Genomic DNA, 21,071 nt, shown 5'->3' with positions numbered 1-21,071 from the left:
GATTGGTCAGTGCGCGTCCGGCTCTTCTGGCGCGGACAGGCTCAGCGTGACCCGGCCGATGTACCTGCTGCTCTCCATGATCTGCTGCTCCAGGCGCCGCAGCATGCGTGCCAGTTCCGCTTGCGAGTGCTCGCCCGCCAGTTCGACACGAGCCGCGACGACGACCCGTTCGGGCCCGATGAATTCCGCATAGAGCCAGCTGACCCGTTTCACTTCAGGCACGGCCTTGAGCGCGCGCAGGGCGCCCAGGCGCTGCGTCGGCGACAGCGGCGCGCCCGCCAGGAAGCGGCGGTTGGTGAGGATCAGGTACAGCCCGCCCACGCCCATCAGCAGCCCGACGATGAACGAGCCCGCCGCATCCCAGGCCACATTGCCTGTCCACTGGTGCAGCCCCATGCCCGCCGCGGCCACCACGATACCGACCAGTGCGATGAAGTCCCCGATGACGACCGTGCGCAACTGCGCGTCGGAGGTCTTGAACACATGCGCGAACACGCCGTGCTCCAGCTCGGCCGCCCGCTGGCGCACGAAGGCCACCGCCTGCACGAAGGACCAGGACTGCAGCACGAACGCGCCCGCCAGCACGACATAGCCGATGACGTAGTCGGTCGTCATGTCCGGCGTGCCGAGTTGACGGAGACCGCGCCAGATGCCGACTTCCGCGCCCACGGTGAGCATGGCCACCGAGCCGAACAGCGACCACACATAGGACTCGCGACCGTAGCCCAGCACATGGGTTTCATCGGGTGGCCGCCGGGCCGCGAGGTACGCGGCGACCAGGAAGCCGTCGGTGACGGTGCCCACCCAGGAGTGAACTGCCTCCGCGAGCATCGAGGCCGAGTCGGTCATCGCGGCGGCCACCGACTTGATGATCGCCAGCAGCACGCCCGCGCCGAGCGCCAGGTACACGACTCGCCGGACATCCCGCTCGTCGCTGTCGACGCCGAGCCGGCGGTGAAATCGGTTGAAGGCCCTCATCGGGCGCATCCTAGTCGGACCTTTGCCCGCTGGCATGCGGGCGGGACATAGAGGGCGGCCTCGGGGCCGCCAGGGTCAGCGGGAAGGACGCTGGCAGATCATGCGGCCGGTCTTCTTGTCCCAACGACACTTCTTGGAGGTCGTCGCGGGAGTCGCAGGCTTGGAATCGGCCGCGGGTTTGGAATCGGCCGCGGAGGCCGCCGGTGCCAGGACGGTCATTGCCAGCACGGCGACGGCGCCGGAGATGATCAGTTGCTTGAGGTGTTCCATTGCGGCACTTTAGCGCGAGATCCCGACGCAATGACATGGCCTGCCCGGAGGGGATCGAACCCCCGACAACCTGCTTAGAAGGCAGGTGCTCTATCCAACTGAGCTACGGGCAGATGCGGCAGCGAGTGCGCCGCGAAGCCGTCGATTTTGCCATGCACGGCCGGTCGAGCCCGGCGTCGGGTCTCAACTGCCGGCGGCGAGCACGCCCTGGAAGAAGGTCCGCGCCGATTGCATGCAATACGCAGGCACCAGTTGCCCGTGATAGGCGAACTGCACCGACTGGTCCTTGTCGGCTTCCGTGCCGGCCGTGTTGGCGCGCTCCGTGGCCTTCGCCTGGGCAAAGCCTGCGCGCGCCGCGTCGTACGCATCGCCCGTTCCCGACGCTTCCAGGTCCACCACGCTCAACGACGTCGCGGGCATGCCGCGCGCCCTGAAGTAGCCCGCGGTCGCCAGCGTGCTCGCGAAGTTGACCGTCGGGTCCTGCGCTCCGCCGCACATCAGCACCGGGCGTGTCGGCAGCCAGTTGCGCAAGTCATTGGCGACGGCGGCCTTGCGCAGGCCCAGGCCCGGCTTGCAGTCCAGCGGGGAGGCGGTCGACAGTGAGGCGGTGGTGGCCGGCAAGGCATTGCCCGCGCAGGGCGTGGCGGCGACATCGGTGGCCCAGGTCGTCAGGTAGCTCTGGCGCACGAGGTTGTCGGGGCCATAGTTGATGGCCACGCTTGCATCGCGCGGGCCGGGCTTGGCGTTGGCGGGAAAGAACGCATACCTCGGCAGCTTGCCGGAGGACAGCAACTCATCGCTCGAAGAAAAGCTCGGCAGCAGCGTATCGATGCCGGTGGCGTACTTGTCCTCGTAGATCTCGCTGGTGGTGCCGTAGATGTTGCCGAACTGCTTCTGCCAACTGGTCGTGATGAACGGGAAGAAGACGGTGCTGCCCAGCTCCGGCAGGCCTTGCGCGCTGTAGTCGATCAGCAGGCTGATGGCCGACGGCGCGGACATCGGCGCCGACGCCGTCACCGTCATGCCGGTCGCCTGCATCTCGCGGTGCGCGGCCAGTGCCACGTAGCCGCCTTCCGAATAGCCGGTGACCAGCAGCGCGCCGCTGTCCGCCGCGGAGAGCGCGCCCAGGGTCGACCGGGCCGCCTTCAGCGCGTCGACCATTTCCTTGCCTTGCTGGTCGGCATTGAGGAAGGGGTGGTAGGCCAACGTGGACTTGTCATAGCCCGCGTAGTTGGGTGCAACCACGATGTAGCCCTGCGCCGCGTACATCGCCGCCACCACCACGGCCTCGGCGGCCGCGGGCTGGTTGGTGTCGGTCAGGTTGGCGAGGTTGTAGTTGTGCTCGGTGGCCGTGCCATGCCCGTAAAGCACGATGGGCCGAGGTCCGTTGCAGGCCGGGTCGGTGCCTGCGGGCAGCATGATCGCGCCGCTCGAACTCGTCGTCTCGCCCTGGCCCCCGACGGTCTGGAATTGCAGGTAGCGAACGTCGACGCCGCAGACTGGCGAGCCCGCGACGCCTTTGAGCGTCTTGCCTTGGGAGGTCGCCTCAAGCAAGGCACTGAACTGGTCCGCGGACAGGCGCACCACGCGCTCCGGCGTCGTGGTCAGTGCCGTGCCTCGACCTGGCGCCGCGGCGGTGCCGGCGATCGCGATGGCCGTGGCGTTGTTGCCTCCACCGCCTCCGCAAGCGGAGAGCGCCAAGGCGCCGGAAAGGATGAGGGTGGATCCGGCAAGGCGGACGGTCGATCGGGTCATGGTTTCTCCGGCAGTTTTTGGGGGCCAACAGAACGCCGCCCAACAATGCGCGGGGCCGCGGGAACTCATGTGCCAGAAACGGCCGATTCCCTTTGCAGGGCTGATGCCTACGCGCGTGACCTCGAAACCGCCGCAGGTGAGGTGGATTCGGAGGAGGGCAGACAAAGCCTCAAAAGCAAAATGCCGGTACAGGCGATAAACCCGTACCGGCATTCACTATTCTTGGTCGGGGCGAAAGGATTCGAACCTTCGACCCTCTGGTCCCAAACCAGATGCGCTACCAGGCTGCGCTACACCCCGACAAGCCCTCGATTATAGCCTGCCCGGCGTACAAACCCGGCGAATCAGCGCTTTTCGTACTGCGTCTTGCCAAAAAGAATGTCGCGCGACGCATCGCTCGTGAGCGGCTTGCGCAACTCGGCCATCACCTTCACGCCCCGCTGCACCGCCGGACGCGCAGCGATCCCGTCGAACCAGGCCTTGAGATGCGGGAAGTCGGTGAGCGTGATGCCTTGGTTCTCCCAACTGCGCAGCCACGGGAAGATCGCGATGTCGGCGATCGAATAGCTCTTGCCGGCGATGAACTTGCTCGTGGACAGTTGCCTGTCGATCACGCCGTAGATGCGCTTGGCTTCATTGCTGTAGCGGTCGATCGCATAGGGCAGTTTCTCGGGTGCATAGAGGCGGAAGTGGTGCGCCTGCCCGAGCATCGGGCCGACGCTGCCCATCTGGAACATCAGCCATTGCAGCACGTCGTAGCGCGCCCGGTCGCCGGTGGGCATCAGCTTGCCGGTCTTGCCGGCGAGGTACACGAGGATCGCGCCGGATTCGAACAGGGAGATCGGCTTGCCGTCCGGCCCGTCGGGGTCGGTGATGGCGGGGATCTTGTTGTTGGGGCTGATCTTCAGGAAGGCTGGCGCGAACTGGTCGCCCGCGCCGATGTTGACCGGATGCGGCACATAGGGGAGGCGGCACTCCTCCAGCATGATATGGACCTTGTGGCCATTGGGCGTGGGCCACGAGAAGACGTCGATGGGGGCTTGTGTAGGCATGCCGCGCAGCATAAGCGCCGCGCCGGATTCATGCTTGCGACGATGGCCTGCCCGCCAGGTGCTGGTGGATCAGAGCCACCGCCGCCGCCCCTTCGCCGATTGCACCGCCCACGCGCTTGACCGAACCTGATCGCACATCCCCCACCGCGAACACGCCCGGCACGCTCGACTCCAGCGCCGCCGACGGCCGCGCCGGAAAGCCGCCGCTGGCCGCCGTGCCGGTGAGCACGAAGCCATGCGCATCGACGGCCACGCCGCAGCCGTCGAGCCAGGTGGTCTCCGGCTCAGCGCCGACGAACAGGAAAATATTGCGTGCTGCGCAGTGGTATTCGGCGCCGCTGCGGTGGTTGCGCCAGGTCGCGCCTTCGAGGCCGCGCTCGGGCTCGCCGTGCAGGCCCTGCAACTCGGTATACGGATGCAGCTCGATGTTCGGCGCGGCCTCGATCCGGTCGATCAGGTAGCGCGACATGCTCGCCGCAAGCGACGGCGCGCGCACCAGGATGTTGACCTTGGCCGCATGCTGCGAAAGAAACACCGCCGCCTGTCCCGCCGAGTTGCCGCCGCCCACCAGACCGATCTCCTGCTGCGAGCACAGCTTGGCCTCCAGCGCGGAAGCCCAGAACCAGATCCCGCGGCCTTCGAAGTCGGACAGGCGCGGCACGGCAGGGCGCCGATAGCGCGCACCGCTGGCAATCACCACGGTGCGCGAGCGCAGCTTGCGGCCGTCGGCCAAGGTCACCGTCAGTTCGCCGCTGCTGTTCGCCTGGCTGCAATCCATCGACACCACCTTGGCCGGGATCAGCATCTCGGCGCCGAACTTCTGCGCCTGAACATACGCGCGGCCGGCCAGCGCGCCGCCCGAGATGCCCGTCGGAAAGCCCAGGTAGTTCTCGATGCGCGCACTCGCGCCGGCCTGGCCGCCGTAGGAGCGGCAGTCCAGAACGATCACGCGCAGGCCTTCCGATGCGGCATACACCGCGGTCGCGAGCCCGGCCGGGCCCGCGCCAACCACCAGCACGTCGAACAGTTCCTCATGCTCTTCGGTGTCGACCATGCCGAGGCAGCGCGCCAGCGCGTCTTCGCTCGGATTGATCTGCACCGAGCCGTTCGGGCACACGACCAACAGTTGCGCCTCGGCGTACTGCTCCAGCATCGCCGCCGCATCGGCATCCTGCGTGACATCGACGACGTGGTACGGATGGCCGTTGCGGCCAAGGAAGCTCTGCAGCCGCCGCACGTCCGCCGAATCGGGCGGACCGATCAGCACCGGGCCGCTTGCACCGGCCTCGATCAGCGCCACGCGCCGCAGGATCAGCGCGCGTACCACACGTTCACCGAGGTCGGCCTCGGCAATGATGAGCGCGCGCAACTGGTCGGGCGGCACCAGCAGCGTCTCGACTTCGGTCATCGCATGGCCGTCGACCAGCGCCACGCGGCCTGAGAGTTGCCCCACCTCGGCCAGGAACTGCCCTGGCCCCTGCTCGGCAATCGGCGTGATGTTCCCCAAGCCGTCGCGCTGCGTGATCGCGACCACGCCCTTGAGCACCACGAACATCCCCGGCCCCGGCTCGCCGGCCGTGAACAGGCAGGTGTCGGCCGCGTAGTGGCGCACGCTGCCAAAGCGCGTGATGCGCGCGATGTCCGCCGCGTCCAGCACCGGGAACATCTGGTGCTTGCGTGTTTCGACTTCGACCCGTTCTTCGGTTGCCATGCGATCCATCTCCTGAAAGCTGCTCCCCGCGAGTGGGCGAGTTTCACGCATTTGCCATCGCGGTGACATGCCGCTTTCATGGTGCCTGACCAGACTCCCGGGACATGAACGAGCTACCCGACACCGTCTTCGCCCTCCCACGCCTCGCGCTGCGCAGCCCGCAGCAACCCGTGCTGTTGCACAAACCGCAACGCGCCGCGCCCGACACCCGGGCCGGCCTCACCGTGCACTGGGCCCGCCACCTGGAGGAAGTGCGCGCCGCGCAGCGCCTGCGCCATGACGTCTTCGTCGGGGAAATGGGCGCCCGCCTCAGCACGCCGCTCCCCGGCCACGACATCGACCTGTTCGACAACTTTTGCGAGCACCTGCTGGTGCGCGACGAAGAGAGTGGCCAAGTCATCGGCACCTACCGGGTGTTGACGCCGGCGCAGGCCCGCCGCGTCGGCGGCACCTACAGCGACACCGAGTTCGACCTGACCCGCCTGCGCGCCTTCCGCGAGCGCATGGTCGAACTGGGCCGCAGTTGCGTGCATCCCGACCATCGGCACGGCGGCGTGATCCTGGCGCTCTGGCGTGCGCTGGGCGACTTCATGACCCGCAACCGGCTCGACACCATGATGGGCAGCGCCAGCATCCCGATGAGCCATCCCGGCGTCCCCGGCGGCAGCGCGGCGGCCAGCATCTGGCGCCAGTTGTCGGCCACGCACATGGCGCCGGTGCAGTACCAGGTGCAGCCGCGCCTGCCACTGCCGGTGGAACGGCTCGACGGCAGCCTGGAGGTCGAGCCGCCGGCCCTCATCAAGGGCTACCTGCGCATGGGCGCCAAGGTGCTCGGCCCGCCGGCCTGGGATCCGGACTTCAACAGCGCAGACTTGCCGATGCTCGTGCGAATCGACGAATTGCCCGCTCGCGCCCGACGGCATTTCCTTGAACGCTAGTTGCAATAGTTGTGGCTGTCATGAAACCGTCATACGCTTGTCATACGGTCAGGCAAAGCCTTGTTTCAAGGCGACCTGACCCAGAATCGACAACATGTTCCCCGCAGCCGAAGATCCCGCCCGGACCGAATTCGCCCAACTGGCATTGCCCACGTCGCCGACAGCCCTCACACCGCTCGACCGCGACCATGCCATCCTCGCCTTCAACAGGCGCGTGCTCGACTGGGCCTACCGCCCGGACGTACCGCTGATCGAGCGCCTGCGCTACCTGTGCATCGTGTCCTCCAACCTCGACGAGTTCTTCGAAGTCCGCGCTGCGCCGCACCTGATCGCGGCCGATGCCGGCGACCGCAAGGGCAACTACACGGTCGAGTCCTTCGAGGCGCTGGCGGCGGCCTCGCATGAACTCGTCGGGCAGCAGTACGCGCTCTACAACGACCAACTGATGCCAGCCTTTGCCACCCACGGCATCCGCATGATCTCGCACGGCGAGCGCAATCCTGCGCAACGCAAGTGGGTGCAGGAATACTTCGAGCGCGAAGTGCGTCCGCTGCTCATCCCCGTCGGGCTCGATCCCGCGCATCCGTTCCCCCAAGTGGCGAACAAGTCGCTCAACTTCATCGTGCGCCTCGCGGGCAAGGACGCCTTCGGCCGCGAAAACCCGATTGCCATCGTGAAGATCCCGCGCGTGCTCCCGCGCGTGGTGCGCATGCCAGCCAAGATTTCCGGCGGCCAGACGCTGTGCATCGCCATCTCCAGCATCGTGCGCGCCCATCTGGCCAGCCTGTTCCCGGGGCGCGAGATGGGCGACTTCTCGCAGTTCCGGGTCACGCGCCATTCCGACCTCGCGGTGGACGAGGAAGACGTGAAGAACCTGCGCACCGCCTTGCGCCAGGGCTTGCAGCATCGGCACTTCGGCCAGGCGGTGCGGCTGGAGGTGTCGGCCAGTTGCGCCGAGTCGCTGGCCGGCTTCCTGATGGCGCAGTTCAACCTGCCGGCGCAGGCGCTGTACCGGGTGCACGGCCCGGTGAACCTCGCGCGCCTGACGCAGTTCATCGACCTGATCGATGCGCCGGCCTTGCTGTTCCCGCCCTACCAGCCTTCGTATCCTGTGGCGCTGTCGCCGGTGCAATCCATCTTCGAGCAGTTGCAGGTCCGCGACGTGCTGATCCATCAGCCCTTCGAGAGCTTCGACGGCGTGATCGCCTTCCTGCGCGAGGCCGTGTACGACCCGTCAGTGCTCGCGATCAAGCAGACCATCTACCGCACCGGCACCGACTCGGCGCTGATGGACCTGCTGCGGGAGGCCGTGCGCCGCGGCAAGGAAGTGACCGTGGTCGTGGAGTTGAAGGCACGCTTCGACGAAGAGGCCAACATCAACTGGGCCGAGATGCTGGAGTCGATCGGCGCGCAAGTGGTGTATGGCGTGGTCGGGCTCAAGACCCACGCCAAGATGATGCTCGTCACGCGCCGCGAAGGCAACAAGCTGCGCCGCTACGGCCACCTGGCCACGGGCAACTACAACCCGCGCACCGCCAGGCTCTACACCGACATCAGCCACCTCACTGCGGACCCGCTGCTCACTGCAGACATGGAGGCCGTGTTCGTGCACATGGCCGGCCAGAACAAGGTGCCCAAGCTTCATCGCATGTGGCTCGCGCCTTTCGACCTGCACAAGAACACGATGGCGCAGATCGATGCGGTGGGCGCGGCGGCGGCGGCCGGCAAGCCGGCGCGCATCGTCGCGAAGATGAACGCGCTGACCGACGAGGCGCTGATCGCGGCGCTGGTGCGGGCAGGGCAGAAGGGCGCGAAGATCGACCTGATCGTCCGCAGCGCCTGCACCCTGCCGGCGCAGGTGCCGGGCCTCACGGACAACATCCGCGTGCGCTCGGTCATCGGCCGCTTCCTGGAACATTCGCGCGTCTTCTACTACCGCATCGGCGAGGACGAGAGCCTCTACATGTCGAGCGCCGACTGGATGAACCGCAACATGATGCGGCGCATCGAGATCGCCTGGCCGGTGACGGACCCTGGCCTGCGGCAACGCCTCATCGACGAATGCCTGGTGGCCTACCTGCACGACGGGCGCGACGCCTGGGACCTGGAGGCGAACGGCAGCTATCGCCGTGTCGATCGCACCATCGAAGGCCATGGTGCGCAAGGCGCGCTCATGGGCCGTTATGCATCCCACGGCCTGAGCCGTGCGGCGACGCGCGACTGAACATATCTTCTTGAGGACCCCGATGGATCTGATTTTCTGGCGCCATGCCGAAGCCGACGACTGGACCGAAGGCTGCGACGACATGCAACGCTCGCTCACCTCGCGCGGCGAGAAGCAGGCCAAGCGCATGGCTGGCTGGCTCGACCGCCAATTGCCCGAAGGCACCCGCATCATGTCGAGCCCGGCGCGGCGTTGCGAGCAGACGGTGCTGGCGCTGGGCCGCAAGTACAAGCTGCGGGAGGAGCTCAGCCCGGGCACCACAGCCGATGAGGTGCTGGCCGCCGCCGGCTGGCCGAATGGCAAGTCGGTGGTGCTGATCGTCGGTCATCAACCCTCGCTGGGCCAGTCGATCGCGCAACTGATCGGCCTGCGCGCCGAGAGCTGTCCGGTGCGCAAGGGCTCGGTCTGGTGGCTGCGTGCGCGCGAACGGGACGGGGACGTGCAGACGATCGTGGTCGGGGTGCAGTCGCCGGAACTGCTCTAACAGCCCCGCAACGTCACGGCCCAATCCGTCTTCTGCCACGCGACGACTTCCTCGCGCAGCAAGTGCGCCGATTGCGGATATTCGTCGGCCCAGCCGGCCCGCGCCGTGATGCCGAAGGTCCGGCCGGCAGGCGCGGCGAGCTTCAACGCATCGGCCTGCGGGTCGCGCCGCGCGTGGCACAGGATCACCGCGAGACGCAGCGCGAGCAGTTGGCGCGCGAAGACCGCGTCGTCCAGGATCGTCCCCAGCTTGCGCAGCTTGCCGCGATGCCCCAGCACCAGCTGGCCCAGCGCGTGCATCTCGTTGACCGCGAAGCCGGGCGCGTCGGTGTTGTCGAGGATGTAGGCGCCGTGCTTGTGGTATTCGCTGTGCGAGATCTGCGTGCCGATCTCGTGCAGTTGCGCCGCCCAGAACAGTTTGCGCAGCGCGCGGCCCGCGCGGCTGGTGGTTTCGCCGCCGCGTGCCGCCGGGTCGAGCTGAACGTAGAGCGACGCGGCCGCATCGCCGACCCTGCTGGCCTGCGCCGCATCGACCTGGAAGCGCAAGGCCAGACGAGTGACGGTGCTGGCGCGCAGGTCGGCCACGCCTTCGTCGCGCTCCAGCAGTTCGTAGAGGACGCCGTGCCGCAGCGCGCCCTGCGCGACATGCATCTCCTCGATGTCCAGCAGGTCAAACACCGCACGCAGCACGCTCACGCCGCCGCCGATCACGGCCTTGCGGTCTTCGCGCATGCCGTCCATGCGCAGCCTGTCGGCGCTGCCGGCCTTCAGCAGCCGGTCGACCAGCCAGGCGAGGCCGTCACGCGTCACCAGGCCAGGTGCAGCGACGCCCGCGGCCGCGAGCACGTCACCCACGGCACCGATGGTGCCTGAGGCCCCATAGGCGGCGTCCCACCGGTCGCGGGCATAGAGCGACAGCGCCTCGTCCAGCACCGCGGTGGCGGCGACCTGCGCGGCACGGAACGCGGCCACGGTGAATTGCCCCTTCTCGAAGTACTTCATCGACCAGGCGACGCTGCCGACCCGGTAAGACTCCATGATCTCTGCCTGCAGCGCCCGGCCCAGGATCATCTCGGTCGAGCGACCGCCGATGTCGACCACCAGGCGACGTTCCTTCTCGGACGCATCGGTCTGCGGCAGCATGTGCGCGACCCCCTGGTAGATCAGGCGCGCCTCCTCGCGTCCCGGGATCACGTCGATGCCGAAGCCGAGGATGGTGCGGGCACGCAGCAGGAACTCGTCGCGGTTGCGCGCCTCGCGCAAGGTCTGCGTGGCCACGGCGCGCACCTGCGAACCCTTGAAACCGGCCAGCCGTTCGCCAAAACGCGCCAGGGCGTCCCAGCCGCGCTGCATGGCATCGGGTGTGAGATTGCGCGCGGCATCGAGGCCGTTGCCCTGGCGCACGGTCTCCTTCAAATATTCGGTTCGGTGGATTTGACCGTGATCCAACTGGCCGATCTCGAGGCGAAAGCTGTTGGAGCCGAGGTCGACTGCGGCGAGGCGGGTGCCGTTTTGCATTGGATGTGTTTGGCTGGGTGGGCTTCGATGGTAAGCCCGTGTGGAAATTGGATGGCCAAACGCAGGAGTCGCAACAGAACGCAGTGGACGCAAGACGGGCAGGAAGCCCTTCTGGAGCTGTTTTTGCATCTTCTGCATTCGACTGTCCGTATTCGAGTGCCTTCGCATTTTCCCGGCTCAGATGACAGCCCTGTGACACGCGCCCAACGATGTCATATGGCTGTCACACAAGCTTTCTAGAGTGCCGGCAGGCCCTGGCTCAGGGTTTGTCTCTATCTCAAAGGAAGCTCCATGAAAACGACGATCCAATTCGCAACGGCCGGCCTCTTCGCCGCGGCTTTTGCCTCTGTCCCTGCCTTCGCCCAGAACGTCACCGGCGCCGGCGCCAGCTTCCCCGCACCGCTGTATTCCAAGTGGGCCAGCGACTTCAACAAGGCCACCGGCACGCAAGTCAACTACCAGTCGGTCGGCTCGGGCGCCGGCCTCAAGCAGATCGAGGCCAAGACGGTCGATTTCGGCGCATCCGACATGCCGCTGACCGACGACGAACTCAAGGCCAAGGGCCTGATCCAGTTCCCCACCGTCATCGGCGGCGTGATCCCGGTGGTCAACATCGCCGGCCTCAAGCCCGGTGAACTCAAGCTCAACGGCACCGTGCTGGCCGACATCTACCTCGGCAAGATCACCAAGTGGAGCGATCCGGCCATCAAGGCGCTGAACGGCTCGCTCGCGCTGCCTGATGCCGCCATCGCCCCGGTGCGCCGCGCCGATGGTTCGGGCACCAGCTTCCTGTTCACCAACTACCTGAGCAAGGTCAGCGCCGACTGGAAGGGCAAGGTCGGCGAGGGCACGGCGGTCAACTGGCCGGTGGGTACCGGCGGCAAGGGCAACGAAGGCGTGGCCCAGTTCGTCAAGCAGTTGCCCAACTCGATCGGCTACGTCGAGTACGCCTACGTGAAGCAGAACAAGATGGTCTACGCCCAGTTGCAGAACGCTGCCGGCGTGACGGTCTCGCCCGACGACAACGCCTTCAAGGCCGCCGCTGCCAACGCCGACTGGAACAAGACCTTCTACCAGGTCCTGACCAACCAGCAAGGCAAGGACGCCTGGCCCATCTCCGGCGCCACCTTCATCCTGATGCAGAAGGTGCAGGAGAAGCCGGCCAACGGGACCTCGGTGCTGAAGTTCTTCGACTGGGCCTACAAGAGCGGCGACAAGACGGCCGACGACCTGGACTACGTGCCGATGCCTGACGGCGTGAAGACCGCCATCACCAAGGCCTGGGGCGACATCAAGGATGCGTCGGGCAAGCCCGTCGCTCCCGCGCTGGTCAAGTAAGTCAACCGGGTTCGGCGCACCGTGAGCAGCAATCCCTACGAACGGGCGCCGGGCTCGACCTTGTCGGAGCAATCCTTGTCATCCACCTTTCCCGCCAACGCGCGTGCGCTCGACCTTGCGGCCGATCGCACGACGCTCACTCCGCCGCCCGCCAAGCGCCCGCGCACCGGCGCGCTGACCGACCAGTTGTTCGGCTGGGCCGCGAAGGGCGCCGCGCTGCTGACGCTGGCGCTGCTGATCGGCATCCTGCTGTCGCTGCTCGTCGGCGCCTGGCCCGCCATCTCCAAGTACGGCCTCGGCTTCCTGACGAGTTCCGTGTGGGACCCCGTCAAGGATGAGTACGGCGGCCTCGTCATGATCTACGGCACGCTGGCCACCTCGGCGATCGCGCTGATCATCGCCGTGCCGGTGAGCTTCGGCATCGCGCTGTTCCTCACAGAACTGTCGCCCGCGTGGCTCAAGCGCCCGCTGGGCACGGCCATCGAACTGCTTGCCGCCGTGCCGTCCATCGTCTACGGCATGTGGGGCCTGCTGGTGTTCGGGCCGATCCTGAGCACCTACGTGCAGCAGCCCTTGCAACAGTTGCTTGCCGGCGTGCCGTACCTCGGTGCGCTGGTGTCCGGGCCGCCCGTCGGCATCGGCATCCTGTCGGCCGGCATCATCCTGGCCATCATGATCATCCCGTTCATCGCCTCGGTGATGCGCGACGTGTTCGAGGTGACGCCGCCGCTGCTGAAGGAGTCAGCCTACGGGCTGGGCTCGACGACCTGGGAGGTCGTCTCCAAGGTGGTGCTGCCCTATACCAAGGCTGGCGTCATCGGCGGCATCATGCTGGGCCTGGGCCGTGCGCTCGGCGAGACCATGGCCGTCACCTTCGTGATCGGCAACACCAACCAGCTCAATTCGCTGTCGGTTTTCGAGGCCGCGAACAGCATCACCTCGGCACTGGCCAACGAGTTCGCCGAAGCCGGCGCCGGCATGCACCAGGCGGCGCTGATGTACCTTGGCCTGGTCCTGTTCTTCATCACCTTCGTGGTGCTGTCGCTGTCCAAGCTGCTGCTGCAACGCATGCAGAAGAGTGAAGGGAAGAAGGCATGACCACGGCAGAGAAATTGCTCGCTGTGAAGACGCTCAACGAGATGCGCGCGGAGAAGTTCGCGAGCCGCAAGCGCGTCAACCAGATCGCGCTCACGCTGTCGCTGGCCGCCATGGCCTTCGGCGTGTTCTGGCTGGTGTGGATCCTCTGGGAAACGCTGCGCCAGGGCGTGGGCGGCCTCGCGATCGCGACCTTCACCGAGATGACGCCGCCGCCCAACGAGGCGGGCGGCATTGCCAACGCCATCTTCGGCTCGCTGGTGATGGTGGCGATGGCCACCTTCGTCGGCACGCCGATCGGCATCATGGCCGGCATCTACCTCGCGGAGTACAACCCCAAGGGCTGGCTGTCGAACGTGACGCGCTTCGTCAATGACATCCTGCTGTCGGCGCCGTCGATCGTGATCGGCCTGTTCGTCTATGCGGTGGTGGTGGCGTACTTCAAGACCTTCTCGGGCCTGGCGGGTGCGCTGGCGCTGGCCTTGATCGTGATCCCGGTGGTGATCCGCACCACCGAGAACATGCTGCAACTGGTGCCTCCGGGGCTGCGCGAAGCGGCCTATGCGCTCGGCACGCCGAAGTGGAAGGTCATCATCAGCATCACGTTGCGTGCGGCACGCGCCGGGGTGGTGACCGGCATCCTGCTGGCCGTGGCGCGCATCGCGGGCGAGACCGCGCCGCTGCTGTTCACCGCGCTCAACAACCAGTTCTGGACCTCGGACATCTCGCAACCGATGGCCAGTCTGCCGGTGACCATCTTCAAGTTCGCGATGAGCCCGTACGAAAACTGGCAGCAACTGGCCTGGGCCGGCGTGTTCCTCATCACCGTCGCGGTGCTCGGCCTCAACATCCTCGCGCGGGTCCTCACGCGCAACAAGCTTTGAAAGACAACATGTCAGCCACACTCGCACAGCCTCTGAATCAGGCCTCGCGCTCCAAGATCTCGGTCAAGGACCTGAACTTCTACTACGGCAAGTTCCACGCGCTCAAGGGCATCAACCTCGAGATCCCGGAGAACAAGGTCACGGCCTTCATCGGTCCCTCGGGTTGCGGCAAGTCGACCTTGCTGCGCACCTTCAACCGCATGTTCGAGTTGTACCCGGAACAGCGCGCCGAAGGCACCATCGCCCTCGACGGAGAGAACCTGCTCACGAGCAAGCAGGACGTGGCGCTGATCCGCGCCAAGGTCGGCATGGTGTTCCAGAAGCCGACACCGTTCCCGATGTCGATCTACGACAACATCGCCTTCGGCGTGAAGCTGTTCGAGAACCTGAGCGCCAGCGACATGGACGACCGCGTCGAATGGGCGTTGAAGAAGGCGGCTCTGTGGACCGAGGTGCGCGACAAGCTGCAGCAGAGCGGCTCGGGCCTCTCCGGTGGACAGCAGCAGCGGCTGTGCATTGCACGCGGCATCGCGATCAAGCCGGAGGTGCTTCTGCTCGACGAACCCTGCTCGGCACTCGATCCGATCTCCACCGCGAAGATCGAGGAACTCATCGCCGAATTGAAAAGCGAGTACACCGTGGTCATCGTGACCCACAACATGCAGCAGGCCGCGCGTTGCAGCGACTACACCGCCTACATGTACCTGGGTGACCTGATCGAGTTCGGCGCGACGGAGCAGATGTTCTTCAAGCCGAAGCGAAAAGAGACGGAAGACTACATCACCGGCCGGTTTGGTTAAGGAAACCACATGACTGAAAAGCACCTTTCAAGCCAGTTCGACAGCGAACTCAACGGCGTCTCGTCGCGCGTGATGGAGCTCGGCGGCATGGTCGAGTCGCAGATCCACAAGGCCGTCTATGCGCTGTCGCAGTTCGATGCCGACGCCGCTGATCGCGTGATGGAAACCGAGCACCGCGTCAACACGATGGAGATGGAGATCGATCGCGACCTCTCGTCCATCATCGCGCGCCGCCAGCCGACCGCGCGCGACCTGCGCCTGCTGATCGCGATCTCCAAGACCACCGCCAACCTGGAGCGCGTGGGCGACGAAGCCAACAAGATCGCGCGCATGGTCAAGTCGATCATCGAAAGCGGCTCGGCCCGCACGCTGCCGTCGACCGAGATCCGCATCGCCGCCGACCTGGCCTCGGGCCTGCTGCGCAAGGCGCTCGACGCCTTCGCGCGCCTGGACACTGCCGCGGCTGTCTCGATCCTCAAGGAAGACGACCTGATCGACCAGGAGTTCGACGGCTTCGTGCGCAAGCTGGTCACCTACATGATGGAAGACCCCCGCACCATCTCCGCCAGCCTCGACCTGCTGTTCCTGGCCAAGGCAATCGAACGCATCGGCGACCATTCCAAGAACATCGCGGAATTCATCATCTACATCGTCAAGGGTGAAGATGTGCGGCACACTTCGATGGAAGAGATCGAGTCGGCACTTCAATAGGCTTTCCCCCAGGTCGCGCGCCCCGCGTGCGCGCTCTCGTCCCCTCGCCGGGGGCAACACCAGCGGCCCGGCAAAGACGGTTCCGCGGTGTTTCACGAAGGAGTTGTTGGTACTGGATACCTCGGAGTTATGAAGAAGCCCAAAGTCCTCATCGTCGAAGACGAATCCTCGATCGCCGAACTGATCGCCGTCAACCTGCGCCACAACGGCTTCGAACCGCTGTGGGCGGAAGACGGCATGGCGGCGCAGCGCGAGATCGATGCGGGCCTGCCCGACCTGATCCTGCTCGACTGGATGCTGCCCGGCCAGAGCGGCCTGGTGCTGGCGCGCCAGTGGCGCAAGGACCCGCGCACCAAGGCCATCCCGATCCTCATGCTCACCGCCCGCGGCGACGAGCCCGACAAGGTCGCGGGCCTCGACGCCGGCGCCGACGACTACATCACCAAGCCCTTCTCCACGCAGGAGATGCTTGCGCGCATTCGCGCGGTGCTGCGCCGCCGCGCGCCGGAGACGGTGACCGAGCGCGTCGAGATCGGCGACCTCGTGCTCGACACCTCCACGCACCGCGTCACCTGGCAGACACAGGCGCTCAAGGTCGGCCCCACCGAGTTCAAGCTGCTGGCCTTCCTAATGCAGCACGCCGAGCGCGTGCACAGCCGCTCGCAACTGCTCGACAAGGTCTGGGGCGACCACGTCTATATCGAGGAACGCACGGTCGACGTGCACGTCAAGCGCCTGCGCGAATCGCTCGGTGCCGCTGCCGCCATGGTCGAAACCGTGAGAGGCGCCGGATACCGGCTGACCACCCAGATCACCGCCTGAACAGGCCCCCAGTGACCCAGGTTTCCCCCGCCGTGCCTGGCGCGGACAATCCCCCGCCATGCTCTTTCGAATTGCCACGTTCCTGATCGCGTCCGCCCTGGGAGCGGCAATCGCCTGGGGGCTGTTCGGGTGGCATCTTGCCGCCGCGGGCGCATGGTGCGGCGTCGTGCTCTGGCTGGTGCTCGATGCATGGCGCGCGGACCGGCTCCTGCGCCTGTTGCGCTCCGACGTGGCCAACCTGCCGACGCGCGGCCCGGGCGTCTGGGGCGAGTTGTCGGAGCGCATCCGCAAGCTGTTGCGCGAGCGCGAAAAGCAGACGCAACAAGCCCAGGATCGCTTGCAGGAATTCCTAGCCGCCATACAGGCCTCGCCCAACGGCGTGGTGCTGCTCGACGAGCAAGGCCGCATCGAATGGTGCAACCAGACGGCGGCGGCGCAGTTCGGCATCGATGCCGAGCGCGACCTGCTGCAACACTTGGCGAACCTGGTGCGCGACCCGGCCTTCGTCGCCTACCTCGCATCGTGGAACTACAGCCGGCAGGTGCTGATCGATGCGCCCGCGCACAAGGGACTGCGTGGCGGCCACCCGTTGCGCCTTTCGGTGCAGGTGCATCCGTACGCCGGCAATCGCCGCATGCTGCTGACGCGTGACATCACCGCCCTGGAGCAGGCCGAAACCATGCGGCGCGATTTTGTCGCCAACGTCTCGCACGAGATCCGCACGCCGCTCACCGTGCTGGCCGGATTCATCGAGACGCTGCAGAACCTGCCGCTGGATGCCGAGGAGCGCGCTCGCTACCTGCGACTGATGGGCCAGCAATCGCAGCGCATGGAGATGCTGGTCAACGACCTGCTGACGCTGTCGAAGCTTGAAGGCAGCGCCGCGCCGCCGTCGAACCAGTGGACGCGCGTGCGCTCATTGCTCGCGCAGTGCGAGGATGAGGCCCGCGGCCTGTCGGGCCGGCTGGCGCCGCAAGGCCACAAGCTGAGCTTCTCGGTCGACGCGGATTCCGAGATTTCTGGCGCATCCACCGAGTTGCAGAGCGCAATGTCCAACCTGTTGAGCAATGCGATCCGCTACACACCCGGCGGTGGCGAGATCACCGTGACCTGGAAACTGTTGCCAGACGGCCGGGGTGAATACGCCGTGCGCGACAGCGGCCCAGGCATCGCGGCCGAGCACATCCCGCGCCTTACCGAGCGCTTCTATCGCGTCGACCGCAGCCGTTCGCGGGAGACCGGTGGCACCGGGCTGGGCCTGGCCATCGTCAAGCACATCGCACAGCGCCACGGTGCGGAGTTGCGCATCGAAAGCACGCCGGGCCAAGGCTCGCGCTTCGCGCTGCTGTTCTCGCTCAGCCGGGTACGGGCTGCGCGCGCCGTGGCGGCTTGATCGCGCGCCAAAGCAAGAAGACGAACAGCAGGGCGGTGAGCCACAGCGCCGCCGCGCTCATCAACCAGTAGGCCAGCGGCGATTGCATGGCCTCCCACGGACCCAGCCCGCGATAGGCCAGCAGGTAGCTGCCACCCAGCCCCACGCCCCACAGCAGCGCGCAGTAGATGACCAGCGGCGCGACGGTCACGCGATAGCAGCGCAGCACGTACACGCACATGGTCTGGACCGCGTCGGCCATGTGATAGGCCGAAGCCGCACACAACAGCACGGCGGCCAGCGCCGCGACCTTCGCATCGCCCGAATAGACGCCGCCCAGCCAGCCGCGCAGCAGCACCATCAGCAAGCCGAGCAACAGCCCCATCCCGATCATCAAGGTGAATCCCTTGCGGCACGCGCGCCGGGCCAGCAGCGGATCGCCCGCGCCCAGCCAGAAACTCACGCGCGCACTGGTCGCGATGGAGAGCGACATCGGCACCATGTAGGCCACGCCCACCAGGTTCGACGCAATCTGGTGCGCCGCGGCGGCCGCCGTCCCCAGCCGGGCGATGAACAGCGCCATCAAGGTGTAGGAAGTGATCTCCACCAGCACCGCGAGGCCGGCCGGGCCGCCCAGCCGCAGGAACTGGCCCAACTGCCGCCAGTCCGGCGGCTCCAGCTTCTGCCAGAAGTTGTACTCGCGGTAGAAGCTTGCATTCCGCAGCAGCCACATCGCGCACAGCAGCATGCTCCAGTTGACGATCAGCGTGGCCCAGCCGCAGCCAACCAGACCCAGCGCCGGCATCCCCGCGCCGCCAAAGCAGAGCCACACCGACAACGGCACCTTCAACACCAGCGAAGCCGCTTGCAGCCACGTCACCAGTTGCGGCTTGCCGAGACTCTGGTTCAGCGTGCCGAACAGCCGGAACAGCAGCGCCGGCGGCAAGCCGAAGGCCAGCACGAACAGGTAGCGGCCCACCTCCTGCTGCATCGCATCCGGCACGCCGGTCCAGCGCATCAGCGCGTCCGGATTCAGCATGATCGCCATGCCCAGCACGACCGCCAGCCCGCAGAGGTAAAGCGATTGCCGCACCGATCGGCCGACCTCCGCCGTGCGCTGCCCGCCATGCAGTTCGGCCCACACCGGCAGCAGCGCCTGCAGCACGCCCATGAGCGACACGTACACGCTGATGAAGATCGCCGAACCAACCGCCAGCGCCGCCAGCGCGCCTTCGTCATAGCGGCCCGCGACGATGGTGTCGCAGACGCCGAAGGCCATCACCGCCAGTTGCCCGACGAGCACCGTGCCGGCATGGCGCGCGATCACGCGCCATTCGCTGTTCCGCACTGGGGCGGTCACGGCGCGATGCGCTGGTAGAGCAGCAGGTCGTCGGTGTCGCTGGCGGGACGGCGCAGCGTCCCGTCGAAGCGCCACAGGTTCAGGTCGATGACGTTGTGCAGGCGGGCGATCACGTCCGGATTGACCAGCAGCCAGCGGCAGTCGTGCGTCCCGGTGAGCGGCCGCAATTCATAGTGGCCATGGTGCAGCAGCGCCGCCATCTGAGCACGCTGCAAGCCGAGTTCCGAGATGCAAGGCGCATTGCCCACGCGCTGCGCGATCAGCTGCACCTGCGGCGCATAGCTGCGTGCGTAGTCGAGCACCGGCAGCCACAGCGTCATCACCAGCATCCAGCACAGCGCGGTGCCGCCGGCCGGCAGCACCAGCGTCTTCCACAGAGCCGCCCGATGGCGCCCCGTGCGCCAGCGCACCAGCCAGAACCAGGCCACCGTGGCCGCCAGCGCGAAGACGAAGGCCGTGGCGGAAAAGGAAGGCACGAAGCCCGGTGCCAGCCGAGCCACATTGGCCGCCGGCTTGGGCGGAATCCCGGTCTGAAGCGAGATCCAGTAGAGCCAGATGAAGATCGCCGAGGTCGTGAAGGTGAGCAGCGTCAGCCAGTCGAGCAGCGCCGCCACGCTGCGGCGGAAGGTCGGCAGCGCGAAGGCGGCCAGCGTGGCAAAGGCCGGCAGCGACAGAAGCAGCGAGCGGTCCGAGAAATCGGTCGTGATCGTGGCCGCCAGCGGCACCAGCACGAACCACAGGGGCAGGATCACGTGGCGCGCCGTGAGTTGCCGGCGCCAGCGCCACAGCGTCCAGGCGGTCAGTGGCCACGCAGGCCAGGGAAACCACAGCAGCAGCTTGGCCAGGCTGCGAAGGTCCTTGGCCAGCGAGGCGTCCCCCGCGCCCGGCAGGTCGATGTGCCAGCGAAACAGCCCGTAGGATGCGGCCAGTCCGCCGCCCACCGTCCCGACGACCAGCACCGCCAGCAAGGCATAGAGCGGGTAGGGCCGGCCTTCGACGCCCGAATCGGCTTCATCGGCCGAGCGGCTTCGCTTCCGATCCCAGGCAAGGAACACCACGCAGCCGCCGCAGAGCATGAGCGCGAGCGCCGGCGCCCCGCTGAGCGACATGCCGATGCCCCCCAATGTCAGTGCCGCCAATGCACCGGCCGGGCGGTACGGCAGCGCCGCCATGCCGTAGAACAGGCTGGACGTGAAGAACAGCTGCGCCAGCGCCGGCGTGGTCTCGTGGCCGAGTTGCAGCAGTCCCAGCGTGGCCAGCAGCGCCAGCAGGGCGCCGTCGGCAATGGCGCGGGCATAGTCCGTGGGCCGGGCCTCGCCGCCGAAGGCAAACGCGACGGGCTGGGCCTGTGGTGTTCGGGCCAGGTAGTAGACGGCGTACCAGGTCGCCGTGAAGGTGCCCCACAACATCAGCGCGAAGACGAAGCGCACCGCCAGGTCGGGATTGATCCATGCCGGCGCCAGCTTGATCGCCCAGGCGCCGATCCAGTAGGGCAGCAGGGCGGGCGTCTCCGGCCGCAGGCCGAACAGCAGCGGGTCGAACCAGCGCGCGATGCCCTCGGTGCTGCGCGCCAGTTCCGTCATGTAGCCGAAGGCCGCGACGTCCGCGCTCTTCCACGGCCCGCGACCGACCAGTCCCGGCATCAGGTAGGCAGCGCAAAGCAGGATCAGCGCGACACGCGGCAAGCGGCGCACTGCGGCCTGGGCAACGATGGCGGGCGTCGGCTGGCTCAACGGAAGGGCGTGATGGGGGTCTGAAAC

Annotated in this window: 18 protein-coding genes and 2 tRNA genes; 10 read left to right on the top strand and 10 right to left on the bottom strand. The window is 66.9% G+C overall.

Annotated elements, in window-relative coordinates:
- Positions 1–6: 6 nt before the first annotated feature.
- The 7 genes from WKW79_RS26215 to WKW79_RS26185 form a co-directional block, all read right to left on the bottom strand.
- Entirely contained in the window at positions 7–978 is a 972-nt protein-coding gene (locus tag WKW79_RS26215) for a cation diffusion facilitator family transporter (protein WP_340338154.1), read from the bottom strand.
- Between the two features lie 75 nt (positions 979–1,053).
- Positions 1,054–1,248 carry a hypothetical protein gene (locus WKW79_RS26210; protein WP_340338153.1) on the bottom strand — a complete coding sequence of 65 codons (195 nt, stop codon included), beginning with the start codon at positions 1,246–1,248 and terminating at the stop codon, positions 1,054–1,056.
- Between the two features lie 36 nt (positions 1,249–1,284).
- Positions 1,285–1,361, bottom strand: a tRNA-Arg gene (locus WKW79_RS26205).
- 70 nt (positions 1,362–1,431) lie between these two features.
- Positions 1,432–3,003 carry an alpha/beta hydrolase family protein gene (locus WKW79_RS26200; RefSeq protein WP_340338152.1) on the bottom strand — a complete coding sequence of 524 codons (1,572 nt, stop codon included), beginning with the start codon at positions 3,001–3,003 and terminating at the stop codon, positions 1,432–1,434.
- Between the two features lie 223 nt (positions 3,004–3,226).
- Positions 3,227–3,303: transfer RNA gene (locus WKW79_RS26195), tRNA-Pro, on the bottom strand.
- A gap of 44 nt (positions 3,304–3,347) precedes the next feature.
- The gene (locus WKW79_RS26190) at positions 3,348–4,055 is read right to left on the bottom strand and encodes a glutathione binding-like protein (RefSeq protein WP_340338151.1); all 708 of its coding nucleotides are present in this window, start codon (positions 4,053–4,055) and stop codon (positions 3,348–3,350) included.
- A 28-nt stretch (positions 4,056–4,083) separates the two neighbouring features.
- Positions 4,084–5,766 carry an FAD-dependent oxidoreductase gene (locus WKW79_RS26185; protein ID WP_340338150.1) on the bottom strand — a complete coding sequence of 561 codons (1,683 nt, stop codon included), beginning with the start codon at positions 5,764–5,766 and terminating at the stop codon, positions 4,084–4,086.
- Positions 5,767–5,870: 104 nt separating this feature from the next.
- Between WKW79_RS26185 and WKW79_RS26180 the strand changes: the two genes are divergently transcribed.
- The 3 genes from WKW79_RS26180 (at position 5,871) to WKW79_RS26170 (ending at position 9,412) form a co-directional block, all read left to right on the top strand.
- Positions 5,871–6,704, top strand: coding sequence for a GNAT family N-acetyltransferase (locus WKW79_RS26180; protein ID WP_340338149.1), 834 nt, complete (start codon positions 5,871–5,873; stop codon positions 6,702–6,704).
- Between the two features lie 94 nt (positions 6,705–6,798).
- Positions 6,799–8,928, top strand: a complete 2,130-nt coding sequence (ppk1, locus tag WKW79_RS26175; RefSeq protein ID WP_340338148.1) for a polyphosphate kinase 1 — start codon at positions 6,799–6,801, stop codon at positions 8,926–8,928.
- A 22-nt stretch (positions 8,929–8,950) separates the two neighbouring features.
- Positions 8,951–9,412 carry a SixA phosphatase family protein gene (locus tag WKW79_RS26170; RefSeq protein ID WP_340338147.1) on the top strand — a complete coding sequence of 154 codons (462 nt, stop codon included), beginning with the start codon at positions 8,951–8,953 and terminating at the stop codon, positions 9,410–9,412.
- Here WKW79_RS26170 and WKW79_RS26165 read toward each other — a convergent pair.
- Entirely contained in the window at positions 9,409–10,929 is a 1,521-nt protein-coding gene (locus WKW79_RS26165; RefSeq protein WP_340338146.1) for a Ppx/GppA phosphatase family protein, read from the bottom strand. The two genes, WKW79_RS26170 and WKW79_RS26165, sit on opposite strands and share 4 nt — an antisense overlap.
- A gap of 291 nt (positions 10,930–11,220) precedes the next feature.
- Between WKW79_RS26165 and pstS the strand changes: the two genes are divergently transcribed.
- The 7 genes from pstS (at position 11,221) to phoR (ending at position 17,972) form a co-directional block, all read left to right on the top strand.
- Positions 11,221–12,267: a phosphate ABC transporter substrate-binding protein PstS gene (gene pstS / locus WKW79_RS26160; protein ID WP_340338145.1), complete on the top strand. Its 1,047-nt coding sequence runs from the start codon at positions 11,221–11,223 to the stop codon at positions 12,265–12,267.
- Between the two features lie 75 nt (positions 12,268–12,342).
- Positions 12,343–13,365 (top strand): phosphate ABC transporter permease PstC, encoded by a 1,023-nt coding sequence (gene pstC, locus WKW79_RS26155; protein ID WP_422823969.1) that lies wholly within the window; start codon positions 12,343–12,345, stop codon positions 13,363–13,365.
- Positions 13,362–14,246, top strand: a complete 885-nt coding sequence (pstA, locus tag WKW79_RS26150) for a phosphate ABC transporter permease PstA (RefSeq protein WP_340338143.1) — start codon at positions 13,362–13,364, stop codon at positions 14,244–14,246. The genes pstC and pstA overlap by 4 nt, the downstream gene beginning before the upstream one ends.
- An 8-nt stretch (positions 14,247–14,254) precedes the next feature.
- Complete coding sequence (pstB, locus tag WKW79_RS26145) at positions 14,255–15,046, top strand: phosphate ABC transporter ATP-binding protein PstB (protein ID WP_340338142.1); 792 nt, start codon at positions 14,255–14,257, stop codon at positions 15,044–15,046.
- A gap of 9 nt (positions 15,047–15,055) precedes the next feature.
- Entirely contained in the window at positions 15,056–15,757 is a 702-nt protein-coding gene (phoU, locus tag WKW79_RS26140; protein WP_340338141.1) for a phosphate signaling complex protein PhoU, read from the top strand.
- 129 nt (positions 15,758–15,886) lie between these two features.
- Complete coding sequence (gene phoB, locus WKW79_RS26135; protein ID WP_340338140.1) at positions 15,887–16,579, top strand: phosphate regulon transcriptional regulator PhoB; 693 nt, start codon at positions 15,887–15,889, stop codon at positions 16,577–16,579.
- Positions 16,580–16,637: 58 nt separating this feature from the next.
- The gene (gene phoR, locus WKW79_RS26130) at positions 16,638–17,972 is read left to right on the top strand and encodes a phosphate regulon sensor histidine kinase PhoR (RefSeq protein WP_340338139.1); all 1,335 of its coding nucleotides are present in this window, start codon (positions 16,638–16,640) and stop codon (positions 17,970–17,972) included.
- On the opposite strand, the gene WKW79_RS26125 is transcribed toward phoR, so the two are convergent.
- Together WKW79_RS26125 and WKW79_RS26120 are read right to left on the bottom strand one after the other, a co-directional pair.
- The gene (locus tag WKW79_RS26125; protein WP_340338138.1) at positions 17,935–19,311 is read right to left on the bottom strand and encodes an MATE family efflux transporter; all 1,377 of its coding nucleotides are present in this window, start codon (positions 19,309–19,311) and stop codon (positions 17,935–17,937) included. The genes phoR and WKW79_RS26125 overlap by 38 nt on opposite strands.
- Entirely contained in the window at positions 19,308–21,044 is a 1,737-nt protein-coding gene (locus WKW79_RS26120) for a hypothetical protein (protein WP_340338137.1), read from the bottom strand. Before WKW79_RS26120 ends, WKW79_RS26125 begins: the two co-directional genes overlap by 4 nt.
- Positions 21,045–21,071: the final 27 nt, after the last annotated feature.

This window comes from Variovorax robiniae (genome assembly GCF_037889955.1).
GTDB lineage: Bacteria > Pseudomonadota > Gammaproteobacteria > Burkholderiales > Burkholderiaceae_C > Variovorax > Variovorax robiniae.
Note: the sequence above shows the minus strand (reverse complement) of the source record. Positions and strands in the feature narration are given on the sequence as shown.